Origin of the sequence: Phaeobacter sp. CECT 5382 (assembly GCF_001457775.1) — a bacterium.
Taxonomy (GTDB): Bacteria; Pseudomonadota; Alphaproteobacteria; order Rhodobacterales; family Rhodobacteraceae; genus Pseudophaeobacter.
In genome coordinates this window covers 159326-180561 of record NZ_CYSG01000004.1, presented here as the reverse complement: position 1 = coordinate 180561, position 21236 = coordinate 159326, and the positions used below count along the sequence as shown (strand labels likewise).

The following is a 21236-nucleotide window of genomic DNA, read 5'->3' as shown; positions in this document are numbered from 1 at the left end:
CAGGAAGGGCGGCGAGTGTTTGAAATGCACCATTCAAAGTTTCTGTTTGGTGACGCCGGTTCACCTGCAAGCGCTCTCGACCGCCCGCAGGCGCAACGGTCGACCAGTGTAAACACCTGGCTCTGTTTGCGCTGGTCAGATGCCACCGCATCATGCAGCGTAGCTGCGTACGTTTTTTGCATCCACTTTAAGATGATAAGCTTGGCAAAGCTCCCCTCCGGTTTCAAATCGGGGTCCGGCCGGGGCGATTGTCAATCCGGTCCGGCGCATCAGCAGCCCGGCAGAAACAGTGGTCAGGCAAATGTAGGCTTTGATATTCCAGAGCTGTGCCAGCCGGGCGAGATTCAGCCCGATTTCGCCCCTGACCCGCATACGTTCGCGGCTACTCAAAGTATCTGCAACAAAGACCCGGCTGACCTCCCAGACCCCCGGATCCTGGGGGGCGGACTCATCAAGAATGCTAGAGGGCAGTTCAGGCAGCAGGCCAAGCTGCGCATCTCGCAGCATGTAGCTTGCATTGAAATTATGCGCGGTCGTCGGCGTCACCCGGAGCCCACCGTGGACAGTCATCCCATCATGAATACTGCAATAGATGCTTTCTGGTGTGTCGTATTGGTCGAATTCGAGCCCGCGGGTATTTGGCAGCTTCCAGCCGCGTGTTTCAATGAAATGATGATACCTGGCGCGCAAAAGCGCCGTGAACAAAGCTCCGGTCTCATCAAAGTTATCGAAGGTTATATCTGTGGATTGCATCGGCGTGCCTGATTACTTGTTTCAGTGTTCTCAGACCAAAGCCCACAGCGAAGCCCGCAGGATTTTCTGAAAATTTGAAACAACTTTTGCAGGTAATCGTAAATTTTGCATTAATTCTCCTGATCCCACTGCAGACGTCAGCCCGAACACAACTTTGCTGTTACTTTGTCGAGGCTTGCGGCGATGTCTCCGCATGGTATGGGAGCAATCCCCCAGAGAAAAACGGATTAACTGTCGCGATGTGGGACTGGGGATTTTACGCTTGAAGGTCGCTCTGCCACTCGCTGACGTTGAGTAATGCGCTTGCGGCAAGCACAGATGGCAGGATCAGGCCACCCCGGCAAACCGGCCCGTTGAGACCTTGCGGATTTCAGACAGCAACACTGATTTCTTTACCGGCTTTGCAATATAGCCCGCAGCGCCAAGCGCCAGATAGCGCTTGCGATCTTCTGGCGCTGCATTCGCCGTCAGCATGATCACCGGAGTGGCGCCAATCCGTCCGCCACGCCGAGCCATTTCCATCAATGTCTCCCGGCCATCCATAACCGGCATTTTCATGTCCAGCAGAACCAGATCTATTGGATGGCGCTCGAGACAGGCCATGGCCTCGGCTCCGTTGCAGGCTTCAATGATCTCGAAATCACCGTTCTTAAGAAACGCCCGCACCACCACCCGGTTCGATCGGGTATCATCTACCAGCAGAATTGACCGCACACCAAGATCGCGTACGCCACCTTCGGAGGCCTGAACCACTGAACGGGACACAACCGAGGCTTCCTCCTCAGACCGAGACTCTTCAGAGGGCACGTCAGAAGCCTCCAGAACCCTGACCTGGCAGGTGAAAGTAAAACAACTTCCCTGCGTGGGGCTGGACCAAACAGTGATATCACCACCCATCATCCGTGCAAAGCGACGCGCGATGGACAGCCCTAGACCGGTGCCCGGAACACTCGGGGCGTTTTTGTCCTCGACCCGATAGAACTCGGTGAACAAATTGGAGACTTGATCGGCTGTCATGCCCCGCCCGGTGTCGGATACTTCGATGGTGAGAATGGAGTGGCTGCCACTCTCCTCGCCGCGGGCCGTCACGTGCACCTGCCCGGTTTCGGTGTATTTGACCGCATTGGAGACCAGGTTCCCAATCACCTGTCGCATCCGCAGGGCGTCAAACTCGGCATAGGTCGGCACGCCCTCGCCGATACTGATGTCAAGCTGCAGCGCCTTTTCATCGGCTGAGGTTCGAAACATTTCGACAGCACTTGCGATCTCGAGTCCCGGAGCAGCCGCCGCGAGGCTGAGGTCGACATGTCCGGATTCAACTTTGGCGTGGTCCAGAACATCATCCAGGATACTGGTCAGCGCCTGAGCAGATTTACGCAGCAACATGGTGCGCTCTCTCAAGGTTTCGGGATCCGCATTTTCTTCTTCGATAAGCTCGGACATGCCGCAAATCGCATTCAAAGGCGTCCGGATTTCGTGGCTCATGGCGGCCAGAAACCGGCTCTTGGCGCGGCTTCCGGCTTCAGCGGCTCTCAGGGCTTCGCGCAAGCGGCTGGTCAGCTGATTAAGAGCCCACATGCTGTTTGCCACATAGCCTGCCCCCAGAATCATGATAACAACAGCGATGATGTTTTCCGTCGGGCTTGCAAAGGCATGGAGAAAGCTGATGATCATGTAGCCGACCGAACAAATGATCGGAATCGCCGTCAGAAGGCCAAAGAACATCCAGGCGGACCGCGCCACCACGGAATGGTTGAGCGCGATGATCAGCAACATCGTTCCCGTTAGTTTTGGAAAGGGTTCCGGCTGTAAAAACAGCAATAGCGGGATCGAATTGAAGATCCAGATCCCGATAAAGGCCGAGAGTGTAAAGAGAAGGATCCCTCCCGGCGTCACCTCACGGTCCAGCTTTTTAAAGACCATGATGCCCACGATCTCGACCAGCGCATAGGCACAGTAGACCATCCCTACAGTCTGCATCGGCAGATAGTAGAGCGACAGGATCGAGACCAGCGTGATTGAGGCGAACCGATAAGGGAGATCCGCGCGGACCAATTTATTCTGGGCTGCCACAGATTTTTTTAGGTCTGGCGATAATTTAAACATTCGCATCTTCCTTGCGGCGTCCGTCACATCTTTCCATATCTTGGTGAACGGAAGCCTAAGGAAGCCGCTCACCGCCTCCACATTCCAGCAGGGCACAGGCCAAGCAAAGGCCGGGCACAGGCGGCTCATCATTTTCTCTTGAAAATACGGCCAAAAGATGGCCGCTGGCAAAACGCAATACGATCCTAACCCGAAACAGTCGTGAGCCTCCCCGACCGAGTGAACCTGCACTGAGTAATCAGACACTGAGTAACCCAAGTTGAACGCTAGTGCATGCTTGGCTTTTGGTCCATCGTGTTCATCTGCTGTGCCAAGAGATTGGTTTCAGGCATGAAAGGCCGCCGCCGCCGCCCCCACACCTCCTTACCTGACCTACCTAACGCGTCTCCTCACTGCCCGGCGCGAGAAACTGCGCCACAATTTGTCCAAGGGTTTGCCTGCAGGTTTGCCTGTGAGCTTGCCTTCCATCTATTCTCTTCATTCCGGAATGACTTTATCGCGACCGAAGCAGTCTTCTTCTGGTGTGACATTGTTGAGGATCGCGTGGTGGCCCTGATGGGTGTAGAGGTCGACAAAGGCGTCAATCTGGGGTCTGCGATCTCTGGAGGGGAACCAGTTTATTAGCAAGGTTCAGTTTTTTGGATTTCGTCCCAACGCTCAATTCCGTCCTGTGGTTACGATGGTAAAAGAAACTGCGAAGCGGTTCTGTAACCAACGGAGAGGGGAGATGGGCAATCAGCAGGCCGGCGAGGCATCTTGCAACTCAGACCCATAAGGTATACTTCGGCATACAACGCATTTGAGTGCCGGTGAGACAGAGGTGTCTGAGACCCGGCGCTTGAACTAACTCTAGCACCAAACCGTTGGATTCGTCATGAGCTTGTACACAGATTACCTAAATGAGATCGCCACGCGTAAAGAGCAAGGACTGCACCCAAAGCCCATTGATGATGGCGCGCTCGTAAGCGAGCTTATCGCGCAGATCAAAGATGCCGGAAACGCGCACCGGGAAGACTCTCTCAAGTTCTTTATCTACAATACCCTGCCTGGCACCACGAGCGCAGCTGGCGCGAAGGCCAAATTCCTGAAAGAGATCATTCTTGGCACCTCCGTTGTCGAAGAAATCTCTCCGACCTTTGCCTTCGAGTTGCTGTCGCACATGAAAGGCGGCCCCTCGGTCGACGTGCTTCTTGATCTCGCTCTGGGCGATGACGCTGCCACTGCCGATCAGGCTGCAGAGGTTCTGAAAACGCAGGTTTTCCTGTATGAAGCCGACACCGATCGCCTTGCTGCGGCCTATGCCGCTGGCAACGCAGTCGCCAAAGCCATTCTGGAAAGCTATGCTAGGGCTGAGTTTTTCACCAAACTTTCCGACATCGACGAAGAGATCAAGGTCGTCACCTATATCGCTGGCGAAGGCGATATTTCCACCGACCTGCTGTCGCCTGGCAATCAGGCGCACTCCCGCGCCGACCGTGAGCTGCACGGCAAATGCTTGATCACACCACAAGCCCAGGACGAAATTCAAGCATTGCAAAAGGCCCATCCTGATGCACGGGTCATGCTCATCGCAGAAAAAGGCACCATGGGTGTTGGCTCTTCGCGGATGTCCGGCGTAAACAACGTCGCCCTGTGGACTGGCAAACAGGCCAGCCCCTATGTGCCCTTTGTGAATTTCGCCCCAGTTGTCGCAGGTACCAACGGTATCTCGCCGATCTTTCTGACCACCGTTGGTGTGACCGGCGGAATAGGTCTTGATCTTAAAAACTGGGTCAAAAAGACCGATGCCGATGGCAATACCCTTCTGGACGGAAACGGTGATCCGGTGCTGGAGCAGACCTATTCGGTCGAGACGGGCAAGGTGCTGACCATCAACACAAAGACCAAAAAGCTCTATGATGGTGACATCGAGCTGGTGGATGTTTCATCCTCCTTTACGCCGCAAAAGGCTGAATTCATGAAGGCCGGCGGCTCCTATGCTGTGGTCTTTGGTAAAAAGCTGCAGACATTTGCCGCCGAGGCGCTGGGACAGCCGCTCGAATCTGCCTATGCACCCTCCAAAGAGGTGTCGGTTGACGGACAGGGCCTGACGGCTGTTGAAAAGATCTTCAACCGCAATGCCCGCGGCACCACCCCGGGCGAGACCTTACACGCCGGATCGGACATGCGCGTAAAGGTGAATGTTGTAGGCTCGCAAGATACCACCGGACCGATGACCGCGCAGGAGCTGGAAGCCATGGCCGCCACGGTGATTTCACCGTCGCTGGACGTTGGCTACCAGTCGGGCTGTCACACCGCATCCGTGTGGGATCTCAAAGCCCAGGCCAACATCCCGAAACTGATGGCCTTCATGAACAAGTTCGGCCTGATCACCGCGCGCGATCCCAAGGACGCGTACCCGGCGATGACAGACGTGATCCACAAGGTTCTGAACGACCTCACCGTGGATGACTGGGACATCATCATTGGCGGCGACAGCCACACCCGCATGTCCAAAGGCGTGGCCTTTGGTGCCGACTCCGGCACTGTTGCGCTGGCGCTGGCCACTGGCGAAGCCACCATGCCGATCCCTGAATCCGTCAAGGTGACCTTCAAAGGCTCCATGAAAGACTACATGGATTTCCGCGATGTGGTGCATGCGACCCAGTCGCAGATGCTCAAGCAATTTGGCGACAACGTGTTCCAGGGCCGCATCATCGAAGTGCACATTGGCACGTTGTTGGCGGATCAAGCCTTCACCTTCACCGACTGGACCGCCGAGATGAAGGCCAAGGCCTCCATCTGTATTTCCAATGATGAGACCCTGATCGGCTCGCTGGAACTGGCCAAAGGCCGCATCCAGATCATGATCGACAAGGGGATGGACAACGAAGCACAGACACTTCAGGGCCTGATCGACAAGGCAGACAAGCGTATCGCCGAGATCAGATCGGGTGAGAACCCTGCCCTGACACCGGATGAGAACGCCAAGTATTTCGCTGAGGTCGTTGTCGATCTCGACGAAATCATTGAGCCAATGATCGCTGACCCCGACGTCAACAACGCCGATGTATCAAAGCGTTACACCCACGACACTATCCGCCCCATTTCCTACTATGGCGGCGACAAAAAGGTCGATCTGGGCTTTGTCGGATCCTGCATGGTCCACAAGGGAGACATGAAGATCGTCGCCCAAATGCTCAAAAACATCGAAAAGACCGAAGGTAAAGTGACGTTTAAGGCACCTCTGGTTGTTGCTGCACCTACTTACAACATCATTGACGAGTTGAAGGCAGAAGGCGACTGGGAAATCCTGCAGAAGTATTCCGGCTTTGAGTTCGACGACTTCGCCCCCAAAAGTGCGGCGCGTACAGAATACGAAAACATCCTGTATCTCGAACGCCCTGGCTGTAATCTCTGCATGGGTAACCAGGAAAAAGCCGCCAAAGGCGACACAGTTCTGGCCACATCCACACGCCTGTTCCAGGGCCGTGTTGTGGAAGATTCGACCGAGAAAAAAGGCGAATCCCTGCTGGCCTCGACGCCTGTCGTTGTTCTTTCGGCCATTCTGGGCAGAACGCCCAGCATGGAAGAATACAAAGCTGCCGTTGAGGGCATTGATCTGACCAAGTTTGCCCCGCCGGTCGAAAAACCAGCTGGCGCGCGTTCGGTTCATTTCTAAGAGTGACAGCCGGGCCGAACCTATCTGAACCTGGTTGATTGCCTAAACATGGTGTATTCCCCTGCCAGACAGGGGGATACACAGCCCACCCGCAATGGCGGCACGCGCTTAGGATTGACCTGCAGAATCGCGGAATCACCTGTTAGGAGAGGGTTTTCAAATGCTCTGGTCACAGTCCCAAAACGGGCACATGCCCCGGCCTCTCCAATCCAGATCATGTCCCAAGCCTGTCCTGCGCACTTGTCCCGGCAGAGCTGGGAAAGTTGAGGCCGGGATCGAGATCGGCCAGCCAATGGGTTCCTTTATGAATCATGACTTTACCTTAAATCCACAACAGAAATCGTGGGCGGCTCGCGCTACCGACGAAGCCCGAATGCTTGCACGTGCAATCCTGCAGAAATGGCTATGAGGAGCGTCTCATTCGCTGTCGCACACATTTTGTCGGGCTATTTTTTGCAAGGGCTTGAAGAAATTGAGGCGGTCTCATTGACCAACCTCTTTGACCTCTTCAATGCCCCCTTCAAGTTGGTCCGGGTACTCTTCAATTCGTAGAAGCCAGCGAGCCTGCACCTTTCCAGTCGCGGCCAAGCGGTTTGAAATCATGCCGTCGCCCGCTACAAGCTTCCCCAAATACCCTTGAGACCAGTTCTCGGCGTGACAGAAGGCTTCTGCACGCCTGATCAGGCCAAGGATCTCCCCCCAAAGGAACCACAGGGTCTATCAAGTCATATTGTTTTTGCGTGTTTCATCGCCTGAAGTTGCATCTATTATTTTAGATAAGTAAAGTTTCCAAAATAAAGGACGTGCACACCCTTCCATTATATTGGACAATCCCGGAATGACAGCTACCTACGACACCATCGCCATGCGCGAGCGCCTTCAAGCCCTGCTAGAGGAGCACGGCGTATCCATGCGGGTTGCCTCGATCAAAGGGGAGAGCACCCCTGGCTATCTGCACTCGGTGATCAAAGGTGGCGCAGAGCCAACTGTACAAAAGTTGGCACAGATCTGTAGTGCCAACGGCTTCAGTCTCGCTTACGTTCTGTTTGGGTTTGAGGTCTCTCCAGAGACAGAGCGTTTAATGGCTCTGATGGAGAAAGAGCCTCAGGCTCGTGATGGGATTTTGTCTCTCCTTGACAAAAAGTGAAGCTCTCACCGTAGAAGCGTAAAGCCTTTCTTTCCCGCTCCGTCATTGCGAGAATCTCTATACAGAACTCAGTCGCGTTCAATTCCACCCCCTAGCGGGTCCATGCAAATTTCTCTCAACCTATGGGTTGTTCTAGCTTGATCTATGTGGTCAAATCAAGGCAACTTAATTCCATAATTTTGGAAAGGTAATTTCATGAAGGGTTTTAGGGGTCGACTTCAAGGGGCGATTGATTCATCCCAATACAGAAAGGACATCTGGAAATTGTCCATAGACGCAGGCTTAAGCAAGAAAACCGTTTGGAGCATTGTTAACGATAAGAGGCTTGATATCTCCCAGACCGGGCCAGGCTTCTTCGGAATGGCCCGAGTGGCAGGATTGCTCGGCACTTCCCTTGACTACCTTGCCGGGATGGCACCTCCGATACCGACAATTTCAAGCGCTAGCTCGAAGCTCCTAGACCATGCTGGCGACTCCATTACAGGACAGTATCTACTCAATGGCAAGACACCCACCGCAGACGGCCTCATCAGAGTTTTCGCGAAGTCTGGCGGCATGTTCGAAGCATTTAGAGACCACCTTGATCACTGTGATCAGTACAAACCAACTCAGCCTGAAGACTCCACACTCAAGGTTCTTAAAGTAGGTGCAAAAAGCCTCTCATCCATAACAATGAACCAACCCAGCAGGGAAATTCTGCAACGTGCCTTAGACACAGTTCCAGATCAAGAACTCAAGGCCCGCTGGGTTGCTGATTACTCTAGTACATTGACGAGCGGCCCAAGAGTATCCCTAGAATCTCTGGACGTCCAAATGCCCAATCAACCCATTCGGGTCAAAATGGAATTCATCCGCGTGCTGCTACCCGTCAAATGTAGCGATGGGGCGAGCCTCATCTTGAACTTTTCTCTTCTGGTGATTTGACTTCAAACCTTCTTGAGATCCAGTGCCACCCCTCGCAGCACTCAAAGCGGCCTCGGCACAGTACCAAACTTCCGATCTCGGCAGGGCTGCCAACCACTCAGAGTTATCACGTGGAAATGGTGGCTCCACCCAATGAAAGGGGTTGGGAAAGAGTGTGGTAAAGCCGTACAAGATGGCTGCACCGCGCAGAATATCCGCCTCCCTCACAAAACAATAAATCCAATCCGGATTCCATTTCAACGAAACGGCCAAGTGACCAATTGCGACAAATGATCTCAAGGCCCTCCTTGAACCTCGCCCCTTCAGCTTAACAAAGAGATCCCCAAAGTAGACAATCCTTCCACCCAGCGCCTTATCGACCTCTGGACGGACATTCTCGATTACACTCTCCCTCCCTCCTTCGGAGTATGCGCGACTAAGAACTCGCGACCAATATCGGCTAACGCTTTCACTCCCCAAGTCTTCAAGCCTGGCGCACCCTAGGTAGACTGGCTCCCCGTCTTTTTCTGCCACCAACCAAATTGAATTCCCCTCAGTAAAGTCATTGTGCAGCGGGTTGGATATTGGGGTTAGATACGGCTTTCCAATTCTCTCGATCAAACTAGGGATGGTTGAAACATCACCGACCTCCCTGATGGTGAAGCCGTCCTCCATCATGTTCGCCCGCAGGGCGCCAAGTGCCCCGGCAACTTCAACAGTTCGCATGCTACTTTTCCTCTCTCCTATTCGAAACAGCCAACAAGGCTGTGCCTTAACACTCAGACACCCCAACAAGGAATTGCGTTGGGAGCAGAGATTTCTATGGCTAAAATTTTGGACACAAATACTGAATAGCCATTTTATTGGACATAACTTCACTTCACCACGCAGCGTTAGGAGCTAAAATGGACAGGGACGGACAAAGCTCTCACCTGACCACTGACCACCTTACGCCCGCCTGCGCCAAGCGTGTTTTGGGCAAGATCTCAGCAAAGCAACTGGCAATTCCCTCCATTCCCGCACCCGAAACCATCAAAGGTGGACACGACCACAATCCGCCCATTTTGGTTGCCCGCTCAGCAGCTGGCATCCTCGAGTGGCTACTTTGTCTCGTAGTTTTGGGGGGGGCAGTTCCAACCACCTTTGGGTCTAGCCGTTGGGCAAATGCTGAAGATCTGCAAGAAGCCAATGTCATTGGTGCAGATGGTATTCGGCTTGGGTCAACCTTCGTGCGCGAAGACCACAGGGCTATCTCTTACAAAGGTGATCGACATCTTCTGACCGTCGCCCCGACGCGTTCGGGCAAAGGCACAACGCAGATCATTCCTGTGCCGTTTCGCTCCTCATGGTACAAAAAACAAGCATTATCAGTACTATCCGTGTCAAACCAAGACATGTAGCAGCTACGGTAAATCCATCCCCGTGACAAATTAGAAGACACCTTTGGCGAAGTCGTCAAAACTCTTGAACCCAGTTCGGCAATGATTGCTTTGGCGAGAACCATGTTCCACGCAGCGTGGGATAGCAGATCAGAACAGATCAAAGACGCAGAGGCGTCCGTCAAACAGCAAATCACTGCGGCTGAAAAGCAGATCGATTCATTGCTGGCGCGGATCATCAACGCGACCAATGGCTCAGTGATCGGTGCCTATGAGAAAAAGGCTGCCACATTGGAGTATATTATGCCCCCTCACACACTGGCCGCAGCCGCAGCGGAAATCACCGGCCAGCAGGGCCTTTGCAAAATCCTGAAATTCCATGACCTCGGCGGCACCCTCACACCGCCCAGCGATGATCCTACCGATTGGTGGGAGCCAGAAACACTGACCCACCGCGCAGCGCTTCACGGCATCCAAGGCTCAGGCGCAGACAGTCTTGAGGCCATCGATAACTGGATCACCAAAGCGCGGGCCGGGAAATCACAGAGGCGCGCCACGGATGGCCGCCCAGACTGCCCCTACGACGGCGCAGGCCCTGCCCCGGCATCTACAGCCACACCCGCAGTGTGAGCGCTGCACAGGGGGCGCGGCGTCAAAGCCCACCACTCACAGACAACAGCCGCGCCCCTACCAGACGACAGGAGGCAACTATGCAGCAGATCACCCAGGACAAAGCCCCAATGCGCGCCGCCATGCTTTCCAATGACGTGGCCTTTCGGCGTTACGCAGCCACCCGCAACGGCTTCCCCGGCCACCAGTTCAGCCCGACCGCCGCCACCGAGCACCTGCGCACCGTCTGCGGCGTCTTCAGCCGCCGCAATCTGGCAACTGACAACGACGCCTTTCAGCCGTTTGAAGAAATGCACACTGATTTTCTGATCTGGGCGGGCCGCAGCTAAGCCCCCAGAAAGTTTGGGTAAATGACCATGAAGCACACCTCAGAAACTGAAATTCGTGCACTGGCTGCTGCTGTACTGGAGCAATCCCCCGCCGCCGAAAAGGAAGAGCCATTCGGCCTGGGCGCGCCATGGACACACCACACCAACCCGGAAGAGTTTGAACGACTGGCGAGGCTGCACAACCGGATCCAGCGCAAGGAAATGGCGCTCGCGACCATGCGTGAAGAACGCGCCAGCATCATGCGCCGAAGCATCCGCCGCATGCGCCGCGCCGAAGGTAAAAACTGACCCACCCACCCCAAGAACGCGCGCATAGATGAAACTCAGGAGAAACCATGTCCAACGCTGAACTAGACCGCCTCCGCGCCGAACTTGACCGCGTTCAGAACCTGCTGGACGCCAAACCTCCCGTCCCCCCAAGCCAAGTCGAGAGGATCGCAACCGCAGCTATGAAAGGCATGCTTGCGCACCCGAACCGCTACAAATGGCGCCCCGGCGATCCCGAGAACTGGCACGACGCCCTTGCCAAGGAAGCCAAGGAAATTGCCGCCGCGATGATCCGCGCCGGAATTTCCACCTAGCACCGAAACCGCATCGACAGCCAGACCGGCTGTTACTGCAGTAACACCTCAAACCGCACCCCTTTGATGGAGCCGCCATGACCTCCCTTTTCAACCCAGAAGACCTAGCGCAACCGGCTCCGGTTTCGCAGCCCATCATAGCGGATTTATTTGCCGGTGGTGGCGGTGCCTCGACCGGAATAGCCACAGCACTCGGAATTGAGCCGCATTTCGCGATCAACCACTGCGAAACCGCCCTCTCCCTACATGCCGCCAACCACCCAAAGACCGAACACCGGATTACATCAGTGCATGCTGTAGATCCGCGCGACCTGGTGAAGACTGGCCAGCGGGTCGGGCTGCTCTGGGCCAGTCCAGATTGGACGGATTTTAGCCGCGCCAAGGGCGGCAAGCCTGTCTGCCGCAACCGCCACTCTCTGGCTTGGATCGTACCCCATTGGATCAAGCTTGTTCGCCCCGAGGTGATCCTGCTGGAGAACGTGGTGGAGTTTCAGGAAACCGCACCCGTTAAATGGAGCCTCACATGACAGCAAAAACCACCACTGATCCCACCTTCATCCACATCATTGATCACCGGACGCCAGCGCTCTGGAAGGCGCGGCTCTATTTCACGCTGATCCCTCTAATCCTGATTGGGACAGGCGCAGTCCTGGAGAGTAGCGCGATGCAATGGACCGGCTTCATTTTCACTTGCTTCCTTGCATTGGGCGTTCTCGTCAAACGCAAATCTGATCAAATCACTATCGACCAAGCCCGTACGCGTCTGGATGAACTGGAACGCGCGGCCTCCCGCTAAAACGATCAAACAGTCACTAAGCAGCAACCGGAGGCCCTATGACTTCAGCTTACGTTCCAGAAGAAGCCAAGTTTGTAACTGGCATCCAGGCAATCCGCTCTCCACGCTGGCCCTTTGGTCGGGACACGTTTTACAAGATGGTTAGAAACGGTCTGATTCACAAACATCATCCATACCCAGGGTCTCGGCCTGTGTTTTCCGTTGCCCAAATTGACGGGATCTATACCCCGGAAAGCGCCACAGTGAGTGGGGGCCAAAACACATAAAGTCACACTTTATTCAATGTTTTCAACGGCAATTTGGTGCGGGCGGTGGGACTCGAACCCACACGGGCACAAGGCCCAACAGATTTTAAGTCTGGTATGTCTACCATTCCATCACGCCCGCACAACGTGTGAGGCGCAACTGGCACCCTGCGCCCAGATTTAGCGAGCTCGGCAGCGGTGTACAATCGGTTTTATACAGCGGTAAGTCATTTGCACGACATGTGGCCGCTCTCAGTACAAACAGCACTACAGTTTGCGTCGCTTATCTGTCGCTCTCCAAAGGCCTTGCCCTTATAGGTCCTCTCCAGACGGCGGAGCCGGTTGTACTGGCTCCTGCGACAAAGCTCCACCGGGGATTGCAAGGCTGCGTTCGGGTAGCCAAGGGTTCAGGATTAGTGCCGCGCCCAGAGCTGCACGCGCCTCGGAAATGCGTTGCAGGCCAAAGAGCGATAGCGCTCTGCCGCTCAGGGCCGCAACATGGCGCGGCGACAGGGCAATGGCGCGATCCAGATCTGGCAGAGCGGTCGCATAATCCTGACGCAGGTAATGTACAAAAGCCCGTTGATTGTAGCCTTCGGCATAGTCCGGACAATAGGCAATCAGCAGATCAAAATCCGCTAATGCGCCAAGAAAATCAAACGCCGCCCGCCGGGTCATCCCACGATCCAAAATGGCCTGCGCGCGTGCATCCGGGGCCTGGGCCCAAAAGGCCCACATCTGATTTGAAATCCTCCGCGCATCCGCCTCGGAACTTGCACGCTGAACGTCGCGGATTAAGCGGTCTAAAGTGGCACTATGGTCCGGTGCGGCCGGGCAGAGATCATCTCGGCCCTTTTGGGCAGAGATCATCTCGGCCCTTTTGGGCAGAGCTTTCGGCAAACGCCGGGCCCGCAGGCACGAGAAGAGTCGCGAACAAACCCAGTCCGACAATCAGAGCCAGGAACACACCAGTGGGGGGCTGGCTGTCGGTACGGGATGGCGGGATTTTCTGGGCAAAAAAAAGCATATGATGATGCTGCAAAAATCCGCCCCCAGCTGGCAAATCAATTTTTCGCGTCCGCAATTTGATGCGCCCAGCAGGGGGCTCCCTATGGAGAGTGCCAATCGGATCAATCCTGCTCAGTCGGTGCTGCGTCAACCTGGCGCCATTGTTGCTCTTGTTTTTCGTCGATGATTGCCCAAAGCGATGCATCGCCCAAGGCGGAACCGGGACCAACTCAAACCGGGGCCGACTCAAACCGGGGCCAGGCCGCCGTCCTCTTTGACGGCCTGCATCGCAACGTAGGTCGATGTCGACGAGACGTAGGGCAAGGAGGAGATTTTTTCGCCCAGAACCTGGCGATAGGCCGACATAGACCGGGTGCGCACCTTTAGCAGGTAGTCGAAATGTGACGCCATCATATGGGCCTGTTCGATCTCAGGGATCCGCGATACCGCGGCATTGAATTTTGACAGGGCAGCTTCCCGCGTATCCTCGAGCTTGACCTCGACAAAGGCGACATGATCCAGCCCGAGCCGGATCGGATCTATCAAAGCCCGATAACCGGTGATGATACCTTCCTTTTCCAACCGTCTGAGCCGGGCCTGCGTCGGCGATTTGGACAATCCAATGCGCCGGGCAAGATCAGCAATGGAAATTCGACCATCCGCCCCCAGGACATTCAGAATCTCCCGGTCGAAACGATCCAGATCAGAAAAACCCATTTGAACTGCCCCTTCATGAAAAACACACCATTTGGATCAATATTCTCACATGATAAGTGATTTGTCCCGCCAAAAACCCCCTATCCTGAGCAAAATGCCCTCCGCATATGAATTGGAGTTTCTCAGATGAGCAATGATATTAAACTGCGCCACCGAATTGACGCCGGGACCTATGTCGACCAACAGGACATGTTTGGTCACTTGTGCAGCACCGCCGCGCTAAGCGAGGCAGACCGGGCCCTGATCTGCTCCAATGCCGCCGCTCTGGTGCGTGATATTCGCGGTCACTCCTCTCCTGGATTGATGGAGGTTTTTCTGGCCGAATATGGTCTCTCTACCGATGAAGGTGTCGCACTGATGTGTCTGGCCGAGGCGCTGTTGCGGGTGCCCGACGCCGATACCATCGACGCACTGATTGAAGACAAGATCGCGCCCTCTGATTGGGGCAAACATCTTGGCAGATCTTCGTCGTCGCTGGTCAATGCCTCGACCTGGGCGCTGATGCTCACCGGCCGAGTGCTGGACGAGGATCGCAGCCCGGTGGGTGCGCTGCGCGGTGCCGTCAAACGGCTTGGCGAGCCGGTCATTCGCACCGCCGTGGGGCGCGCCATGAAAGAAATGGGCCGTCAGTTCGTTTTGGGAGAAAGCATCGAGTCTGCCATGAAACGCGCTGCCGGGATGGAAGCCAAGGGCTATACCTATTCCTATGACATGCTTGGCGAAGCCGCGCGTACCGAGGCAGATGCTGCCCGCTACCACCTCGCCTACTCCAAAGCGATTTCGGCGATTGCAGCAGGCTGCAACAGCAGTGACATCCGCAAAAACCCTGGCATCTCGATCAAGCTGTCGGCGCTGCATCCGCGCTATGAGCTGGCCCAGGAAGAGCGCGTCATGGAACAGTTGGTGCCGCGCATCAAGGCGCTGGCTTTGCTGGCCAAATCCGCCAAGATGGGGCTCAACATTGATGCCGAAGAGGCCGACCGGCTGTCGCTGTCACTGGAGATCATCGAGGCGGTTGTGTCTGATCCTTCTTTGGCGGGTTGGGAAGGCTTTGGCGTAGTAGTGCAGGCCTATGGTCCACGCACGGGCCTCGCAATTGATGCGCTGTTTGAGATGGCCGAAAAATACGACCGTCGTTTCATGGTGCGCCTGGTCAAAGGCGCCTACTGGGACACAGAGGTCAAACTGGCCCAGGTCGAAGGCGTCGATGGCTTCCCGGTCTATACCAACAAGGCGCTGACCGATGTCTCTTACATCGCCAATGCGCGCAAATTGCTGGGCATGACCGATCGGATTTATCCGCAGTTTGCCACCCATAATGCCCACACTGTTAGCGCCATTCTGCATATGGCGGGGGATGCCGAAACCTATGAATTTCAGCGTCTGCACGGTATGGGCGAAACCCTGCACAATATGGTGCTGGACCAGAACCAAACCCGCTGTCGCATCTATGCGCCGGTTGGGGCGCATCGTGATCTTCTGGCCTATCTGGTACGCCGCCTTTTGGAAAACGGCGCCAACAGCTCCTTTGTGAACCAGATCGTCGATGAAGACGTCTCACCTGAAATCGTTGCAGCAGACCCCTTTATTGCGGCATCGGACTGTGCCAACCAGATCCCAACTGGCCCCGAACTTTATGCCCCTGAGCGGCCCAATTCCAAGGGCTTCGACCTCGGCCATGCGCCAACGTTGAGCCGCATCGAAAAGGCGCGTGCCCCCTGGCGCAAGCACAGCTGGCAAGTCGCCCCCTTGATCGACGGTGAAGCCAGGCCCGAGGTGGCCGAGGATGTTATCAACCCATCAGACCTGACAACCGTCGGCAAGGTCTCCCCCTCCAGTGCCGAGGATGTCGAACTGGCGCTGGCTTCGGCCCAACCTTGGGACGCCCCCGCATATGAACGCGCCGCAGCACTGAACAAGGCAGCCGATCTCTATGAAGAGAACTTTGGCGAGCTATTTGCCATTCTGGCGCGCGAAGCCGGCAAGAGCATTCCCGATGCGGTGGCGGAACTGCGCGAAGCGGTGGACTTTTTGCGCTACTACGCCGCCCATATCCCCGATGCAGCCCGGGCCGGAGTGTTCACCTGCATCTCGCCCTGGAACTTCCCGCTGGCCATTTTCTCTGGCCAGATTGCCGCCGCGCTGGCCTGTGGCAATGCGGTGCTGGCAAAACCGGCGGAACAGACGCCGCTGATTGCCCATCGTGCGATATCGCTGATGCACGAGGCAGGTGTTCCACGCGCCGCCCTGCAACTGCTGCCGGGACGTGGCTCCAAAATCGGTGCGGCCTTGACGGGCGATGCGCGCGTGAATGGCGTGGCCTTTACCGGCTCTACCGCCACCGCGATGCGGATCCGTGCAACCATGGCCGACGCCCTACAGCCCGGCGCGCCGCTGATTGCCGAAACCGGCGGGCTGAACGCGATGATCGTTGACAGTACCGCCCTGCCCGAGCAGGCCGTGCAATCGGTGATCGAAAGCGCGTTTCAATCAGCTGGCCAGCGGTGTTCGGCGCTGCGCTGCCTTTATCTGCAGGAAGACATCGCCGATGACGTGCTGACCATGCTGAAAGGCGCGATGGATGTTTTGCACCTGGGCGATCCCTGGAACCTCAACATCGACAGCGGCCCAGTGATTGATTCAGGCGCGCGCGCCGGGATCCTCGCCCATATCGACGAGGCCCGTGCCCAGGGCCGGGTGCTGAAAGAGATGACCACACCGCAAAGCGGCACCTTTGTGGCCCCCACCCTGATCGAGGTTTCCGGCATTGGTGACCTGCAAGAGGAGATCTTTGGCCCGGTGCTGCATGTGGCCCGGTTCAAATCACAGGATCTCGACAAGGTGATCGGCGATATCAATGCGACGGGCTATGGGCTGACCTTTGGTCTGCACACCCGCATCGATGACAGGGTCCAGCATGTCTGCGACCGCATTCACGCAGGCAACATCTACGTGAACCGCAACCAGATTGGTGCCATTGTCGGAAGCCAACCCTTTGGCGGCGAGGGCCTGTCTGGCACCGGCCCCAAAGCGGGTGGCCCCAACTATCTAGCGCGGTTCTGCGCCCCGGACCGCCAGCAGGCAACAACACAATGGAAAAGCAATCTGGCGGAACTGCCTGCTGAAACTGGAGTGCCTGGCCGCCCGATCACCACCACCCTGCCCGGCCCGACCGGGGAATCCAACCGGCTGACCACCTCGGCCCGCGCACCTTTGTTGTGCATGGGACCCGGGCCAGAGGCGGCAGCGGCACAGGCCAAAAAGGTCATCGGCATGGGCGGCACCGCGATAGAGGCCCATGGCATGTTCGATCTGCACAGACTGGAATTCATTCAGGGCATTGCCGGCGTGTTGTGGTGGGGTGACGCTGAGATCGGCCGCGAGATCGAGCGTACTCTGGCCAAACGCAAAGGCCCCATCCTGCCGCTGATCCCCGGCCTGCCCGACCGCGCCCGCGTTCTGGCAGAGCGTCACGTTTGCGTCGACACAACCGCAGCTGGCGGCAATGCCGCCCTTCTGGGGGGCGAAGGCTAGGTCAGAACCTGCAGGTAAGCTCTTGACGCTGGGCTGAAACCGGCCCAGCGTCACTGCATGTTTCCCCTGCGCGATCATAATCCTTCAGAGTGCACGCCCTATGTTGTCTACGGGTTGATGGCCGTCAATGTGCTGGCCTATCTGCTCTATTTTGGCATCCATTCTAATCCGCGCGCATTGATGCAGTTCTATCAAAGCTATGCGATCATCCCGGCGGAGATCACGCGTGGCGAAGGTTCTGCGAGCTTGCTGACCTCAGTCTTTATCCATGGCGGGCTGATGCATTTGGGCGGCAATATGCTCTTCTTGTGGATCTTTGGCGACAACCTGGAAGATGAGATGGGGCATCTTCCCTTTCTCGCCTTCTATCTCGCCTGCGGTATTGGCGCCGGTATCATCCATGTCTGGGTCGCGCCTTACTCTCAGGTGCCCACCATCGGCGCCTCCGGTGCTATCGCCGGGGTCATGGGCGGCTATCTGCTACTCTACCCAAAGGCGCGCGTTGATATCCTGCTGATCCTGATCGTGTTTTTCCGGGTGATCACGGTGCCGGCTGCGCTGATGCTGGGATTATGGTTCGGCTTGCAGTTTCTCGGCGGTCTAGGCGCCAACCCTGATGAGGGCGGCGTAGCCTATTGGGCCCATGCAGGGGGATTTGTGGTCGGGCTGGTGCTGACCCTCCCTCTCTGGCTGCTGCGCGGTGGCACATCGTTCTGGACGAAAGGCCAAGGCAGGCCCGCTAATCCCAGAACCCAATACACCTATAGCGCCACCCGCATTCCGCGCTTGCCGCGCAAACAAAAGAAACCCGGATACAACAGATCTGGACCCTGGGGGAAATGAGGAACATCATATGGTTGCACTGACAGCAAGCTGCCACTGTGGCGCAGTCGAGCTTTCGGCAGACTTCCCTGACGGGCTGTGCTCGGCTGCACGCTGTGACTGTTCCTTCTGCCTGCGCCGGGGCGCGGCTGCGGTAACAGCCCTCACAGCCTCATTGCAAATAAACAAGGGCCGCGACAACCTGAGCTGCTATTCTTGGGGAACGCACACGGCCCGGCATTATTTCTGCAAAACCTGCGGCATCTACACCCATCATCAACGTCGGTCAGATCCTACGCAAAGCGGTGTCAATCTTGGCTGTATCACGGGCGGAAATCCGCGTCATCACAGTGAAACCTATGGCGAGATTCCCTGGAACGATGGCGTCAATCACCCCTCAGATCAGTAAGTAAAACAGCAAGCGGTTAGACAAAAAAAACGCGGCCTTGGAGCCGCGTTTTATCATTCGAAATGTCAGAGATGATCTGCTGCGGATCAGCAACGGATCACTTTGGCAAAGGTCTCGTAGATCGCTTCATTGGCGCAGATGACTTCGCCACTTTCCACAATGCTCTTTTCAGGATCCAAAGCCTCAACCAGACCACCGGCCTCTTTGACGATGATGATACCTGCTGCCAGATCCCAAGCGTTGAGACGACGCTCCCAATAGCCCTCGTAGCGGCCGGCGGCCACATAAGCCATATCCAGCGCAGCAGAGCCAAAGCGCCGCACACCGGCGGTCGCAGGCAGCAGGCGCGCCAGGTCCTGCAGAGTTTCGGGCAGATCAGCGCGGCCGGCAAAAGGCAGCCCAGTGGCAAAAATGGATTCGATCATGCGATGGCGGCCCGAAGCGCGGATCCGGCTCTCGTTCATCCAGGCCCCTGCGCCTTTTTCGGCAAAGAACAGCTCGTCTTTGGAGGGATCATAGATCACACCGGCTGTGACCTTGCCCTTGTGCTCCAGTGCGATGGAGACGGACCAATGTGGCAGACCATGCAGGAAATTGGTGGTGCCATCCAATGGGTCCACGATCCAGCGGCGGGTAGGATCCTCGCCAGTAATTTCGCCGCCCTCTTCGGCCAACCAGCCATATGTGGGGCGCGCGCCCATCAGCTCTTCTTTCAGGATTGCCTCAGCGGCAATATCAGCCTTGGAGACAAAGTCACCGGGGCCTTTGCGCGAGACCTGAAGGTTTTCCACCTCGCCGAAGTCTTTCACCAAAGAGCGGCCAGCCTTGCGGGCGGCTTTGATCATCACGTTGAGGTTTGCGCTGCCAATCATGTCTGCTGGATCCTGTTGCGGTCGGGGAGATGTCGGTCAAACCGTGCCTATACGCCGCAAGCCCGGTTTTGCCAAGGGTCAATCAGGACCTGATGGTGATCGATTTTCACCCCCTTGTCTCAAGCTCCTATCAAAGTCCCCAGGCCGTTTTCCGCAGGGTCACGCGACAACGGCAGTTGCCAAAGCAGAAAGTGAACTACACAGTTCAGAAAAACGGTCCTTGCAGGTCACCCCCTGCAGTCAATTCACAAAGGGAGATACAGATGTCCGACCAGATGCAAAAGATCGTGCTGGCCAGCCGCCCCGATGGTGCGCCTACAGCCGAGAATTTCCGCCTTGAGAGCAGCGCACTGCCCATACCCGGTGCAGGTGAAGTGCTTGTAAAAGTGCATTATATGTCACTGGACCCCTACATGCGCGGTCGGATGGATGATGCCAAATCCTATGCCGCCCCGGTGCCAATCGGTGGCTGCATGGAGGCCGGTGGCGTTGGCGAGGTTGTCGCCTCCAACAGTCCGCATTTTCAGGTTGGTGACTTTGCCTTTGGCATGTTTGGCTGGGCGAGCCATGGCTGTCTGCCCGCGAAAGAGTTGCGAAAGCTCGACCCGAAACAGGGGCCGATCACGGCTGCCCTAGGTGTTTTGGGCATGCCAGGGTTTACAGGATGGCATGGCTTGTCCGCTTACGGCCGCCCACAGGCAGGCGAAACTCTGGTGGTGGCGGCAGCCACAGGCCCCGTGGGCTCCATGGTGGGCCAGTTGGCGAAACAGGCTGGATTGCGTGTAGTCGGCATCGCCGGAGGTGCAGAGAAATGCAAACTCGCTGTCGACACATTCGGCTTTGACGCCTGCCTGGATCACCGCGCCTATGTAGACGCCAAATCCCTGCGCAAGGATCTGAAAGAGGCCTGCCCCAAAGGCATCGACATCTACTTTGAAAACGTCGCAGGCAAGGTGCTGGAGGCGGTTCTCCCGCTGATGAACCCCCATGGGCGGATCCCGATCTGCGGCATGATCTCTTGGTATAATGCCGGCGGACTTGGCGAAGGCGCCAGCGACACGGCCCTGACCGGCCCCAATATCTGGCGCAATATTCTGGTCAAGTTCCTTTCGGTGAACGGTTTCATCATCTCCAATCACTTTGATCGCTACCCGGAGTTTTTGAAGGAAGTCGCGCCCCTGGTGGCCAAGGGCGAAATTCGCTTCTTAGAAGACACAGCAGAGGGGCTGGAGAACGCGCCTGCAGCCTTTATGGCGATGCTGACCGGCGGCAATACCGGCAAACAGATCGTCAAGCTGGTCTGAACGACAGACACCTGATCCAAAGATCGGCTTTTGCTCCGCC

At 56.4% G+C, this 21236-nt stretch carries 21 protein-coding genes and 1 tRNA gene; 15 read left to right on the top strand and 7 right to left on the bottom strand.

The genetic code is table 11. From position 1 onward, the window contains the following. Window positions 1-150: 150 nt before the first annotated feature. The gene (locus PH5382_RS06275; RefSeq protein ID WP_058333504.1) at window positions 151-753 is read right to left on the bottom strand and encodes an acyl-homoserine-lactone synthase; all 603 of its coding nucleotides are present in this window, start codon (window positions 751-753) and stop codon (window positions 151-153) included. A 327-nt stretch (window positions 754-1080) separates the two neighbouring features. Then, a complete protein-coding gene (locus PH5382_RS06270) occupies window positions 1081-2859 on the bottom strand; it encodes an ATP-binding protein (protein ID WP_058333503.1) in 1779 nt (592 codons plus the stop codon). An 874-nt stretch (window positions 2860-3733) separates the two neighbouring features. On the opposite strand from PH5382_RS06270, the gene PH5382_RS06260 reads away from it, so the two are divergent. From PH5382_RS06260 to PH5382_RS06245, 3 genes are all read left to right on the top strand, one after another. Next, complete coding sequence (locus PH5382_RS06260; RefSeq protein ID WP_058333501.1) at window positions 3734-6520, top strand: bifunctional aconitate hydratase 2/2-methylisocitrate dehydratase; 2787 nt, start codon at window positions 3734-3736, stop codon at window positions 6518-6520. Window positions 6521-7358: 838 nt separating this feature from the next. Next, a complete protein-coding gene (locus PH5382_RS06250) occupies window positions 7359-7667 on the top strand; it encodes a transcriptional regulator (RefSeq protein ID WP_058333499.1) in 309 nt (102 codons plus the stop codon). A 195-nt stretch (window positions 7668-7862) separates the two neighbouring features. Beyond that, entirely contained in the window at window positions 7863-8591 is a 729-nt protein-coding gene (locus PH5382_RS06245; RefSeq protein ID WP_058333498.1) for a hypothetical protein, read from the top strand. Here the strand turns inward: PH5382_RS06245 and PH5382_RS19705 are convergent. Further along, on the bottom strand, window positions 8529-9296 hold the full coding sequence (locus tag PH5382_RS19705; protein ID WP_156414846.1) for a hypothetical protein: 768 nt from the start codon (window positions 9294-9296) through the stop codon (window positions 8529-8531). The two genes, PH5382_RS06245 and PH5382_RS19705, sit on opposite strands and share 63 nt — an antisense overlap. A 179-nt stretch (window positions 9297-9475) precedes the next feature. Here PH5382_RS19705 and PH5382_RS06240 point away from each other — a divergent pair, with 179 nt between their 5' ends. From PH5382_RS06240 to PH5382_RS06210, 7 genes are all read left to right on the top strand, one after another. Next, window positions 9476-9970 carry a type IV secretory system conjugative DNA transfer family protein gene (locus PH5382_RS06240; protein WP_058333497.1) on the top strand — a complete coding sequence of 165 codons (495 nt, stop codon included), beginning with the start codon at window positions 9476-9478 and terminating at the stop codon, window positions 9968-9970. Window positions 9971-10072: 102 nt separating this feature from the next. After that, window positions 10073-10579, top strand: coding sequence for a hypothetical protein (locus PH5382_RS06235; RefSeq protein ID WP_058333496.1), 507 nt, complete (start codon window positions 10073-10075; stop codon window positions 10577-10579). A gap of 80 nt (window positions 10580-10659) precedes the next feature. Beyond that, window positions 10660-10908 carry a hypothetical protein gene (locus PH5382_RS06230; RefSeq protein ID WP_058333495.1) on the top strand — a complete coding sequence of 83 codons (249 nt, stop codon included), beginning with the start codon at window positions 10660-10662 and terminating at the stop codon, window positions 10906-10908. Between the two features lie 27 nt (window positions 10909-10935). Then, window positions 10936-11196, top strand: a complete 261-nt coding sequence (locus PH5382_RS06225; RefSeq protein ID WP_156414845.1) for a hypothetical protein — start codon at window positions 10936-10938, stop codon at window positions 11194-11196. Between the two features lie 47 nt (window positions 11197-11243). Continuing rightward, window positions 11244-11489 (top strand): hypothetical protein, encoded by a 246-nt coding sequence (locus PH5382_RS06220; RefSeq protein WP_058333493.1) that lies wholly within the window; start codon window positions 11244-11246, stop codon window positions 11487-11489. A 77-nt stretch (window positions 11490-11566) separates the two neighbouring features. Then, the gene (locus PH5382_RS06215) at window positions 11567-12016 is read left to right on the top strand and encodes a DNA cytosine methyltransferase (RefSeq protein WP_058333492.1); all 450 of its coding nucleotides are present in this window, start codon (window positions 11567-11569) and stop codon (window positions 12014-12016) included. Continuing rightward, window positions 12013-12285: a hypothetical protein gene (locus PH5382_RS06210; protein ID WP_058333491.1), complete on the top strand. Its 273-nt coding sequence runs from the start codon at window positions 12013-12015 to the stop codon at window positions 12283-12285. Before PH5382_RS06215 ends, PH5382_RS06210 begins: the two co-directional genes overlap by 4 nt. 300 nt (window positions 12286-12585) lie before the next feature. On the opposite strand, the gene PH5382_RS06205 is transcribed toward PH5382_RS06210, so the two are convergent. After that, window positions 12586-12672, bottom strand: a tRNA-Leu gene (locus PH5382_RS06205). A 170-nt stretch (window positions 12673-12842) separates the two neighbouring features. Beyond that, a complete protein-coding gene (locus PH5382_RS06200; protein ID WP_058333490.1) occupies window positions 12843-13400 on the bottom strand; it encodes a tetratricopeptide repeat protein in 558 nt (185 codons plus the stop codon). Between PH5382_RS06200 and PH5382_RS19950 the strand changes: the two genes are divergently transcribed. Next, window positions 13339-13725 carry a hypothetical protein gene (locus PH5382_RS19950; protein WP_197410014.1) on the top strand — a complete coding sequence of 129 codons (387 nt, stop codon included), beginning with the start codon at window positions 13339-13341 and terminating at the stop codon, window positions 13723-13725. The two genes, PH5382_RS06200 and PH5382_RS19950, sit on opposite strands and share 62 nt — an antisense overlap. Window positions 13726-13784: 59 nt before the next feature. Here the strand turns inward: PH5382_RS19950 and PH5382_RS06190 are convergent, their stop codons facing one another. After that, a complete protein-coding gene (locus PH5382_RS06190; protein WP_058333488.1) occupies window positions 13785-14255 on the bottom strand; it encodes an Lrp/AsnC family transcriptional regulator in 471 nt (156 codons plus the stop codon). A gap of 126 nt (window positions 14256-14381) precedes the next feature. Here PH5382_RS06190 and putA point away from each other — a divergent pair, with 126 nt between their 5' ends. From putA to PH5382_RS06175, 3 genes are read left to right on the top strand one after another with little or no spacing between them, the layout of a single operon-like run. Continuing rightward, complete coding sequence (putA, locus tag PH5382_RS06185) at window positions 14382-17789, top strand: bifunctional proline dehydrogenase/L-glutamate gamma-semialdehyde dehydrogenase PutA (RefSeq protein WP_058333487.1); 3408 nt, start codon at window positions 14382-14384, stop codon at window positions 17787-17789. A gap of 57 nt (window positions 17790-17846) precedes the next feature. Further along, window positions 17847-18632 carry a rhomboid family intramembrane serine protease gene (locus PH5382_RS06180; protein WP_058333486.1) on the top strand — a complete coding sequence of 262 codons (786 nt, stop codon included), beginning with the start codon at window positions 17847-17849 and terminating at the stop codon, window positions 18630-18632. Window positions 18633-18642: 10 nt separating this feature from the next. Continuing rightward, a complete protein-coding gene (locus PH5382_RS06175; RefSeq protein ID WP_058333485.1) occupies window positions 18643-19020 on the top strand; it encodes a GFA family protein in 378 nt (125 codons plus the stop codon). Between the two features lie 86 nt (window positions 19021-19106). Here PH5382_RS06175 and PH5382_RS06170 read toward each other — a convergent pair whose 3' ends face one another. Further along, on the bottom strand, window positions 19107-19892 hold the full coding sequence (locus PH5382_RS06170) for an inositol monophosphatase family protein (RefSeq protein WP_058333484.1): 786 nt from the start codon (window positions 19890-19892) through the stop codon (window positions 19107-19109). Between the two features lie 263 nt (window positions 19893-20155). Between PH5382_RS06170 and PH5382_RS06165 the strand changes: the two genes are divergently transcribed. Then, window positions 20156-21196, top strand: a complete 1041-nt coding sequence (locus PH5382_RS06165; protein WP_058333483.1) for an NADP-dependent oxidoreductase — start codon at window positions 20156-20158, stop codon at window positions 21194-21196. The last annotated feature ends 40 nt before the right edge of the window (window positions 21197-21236 follow it).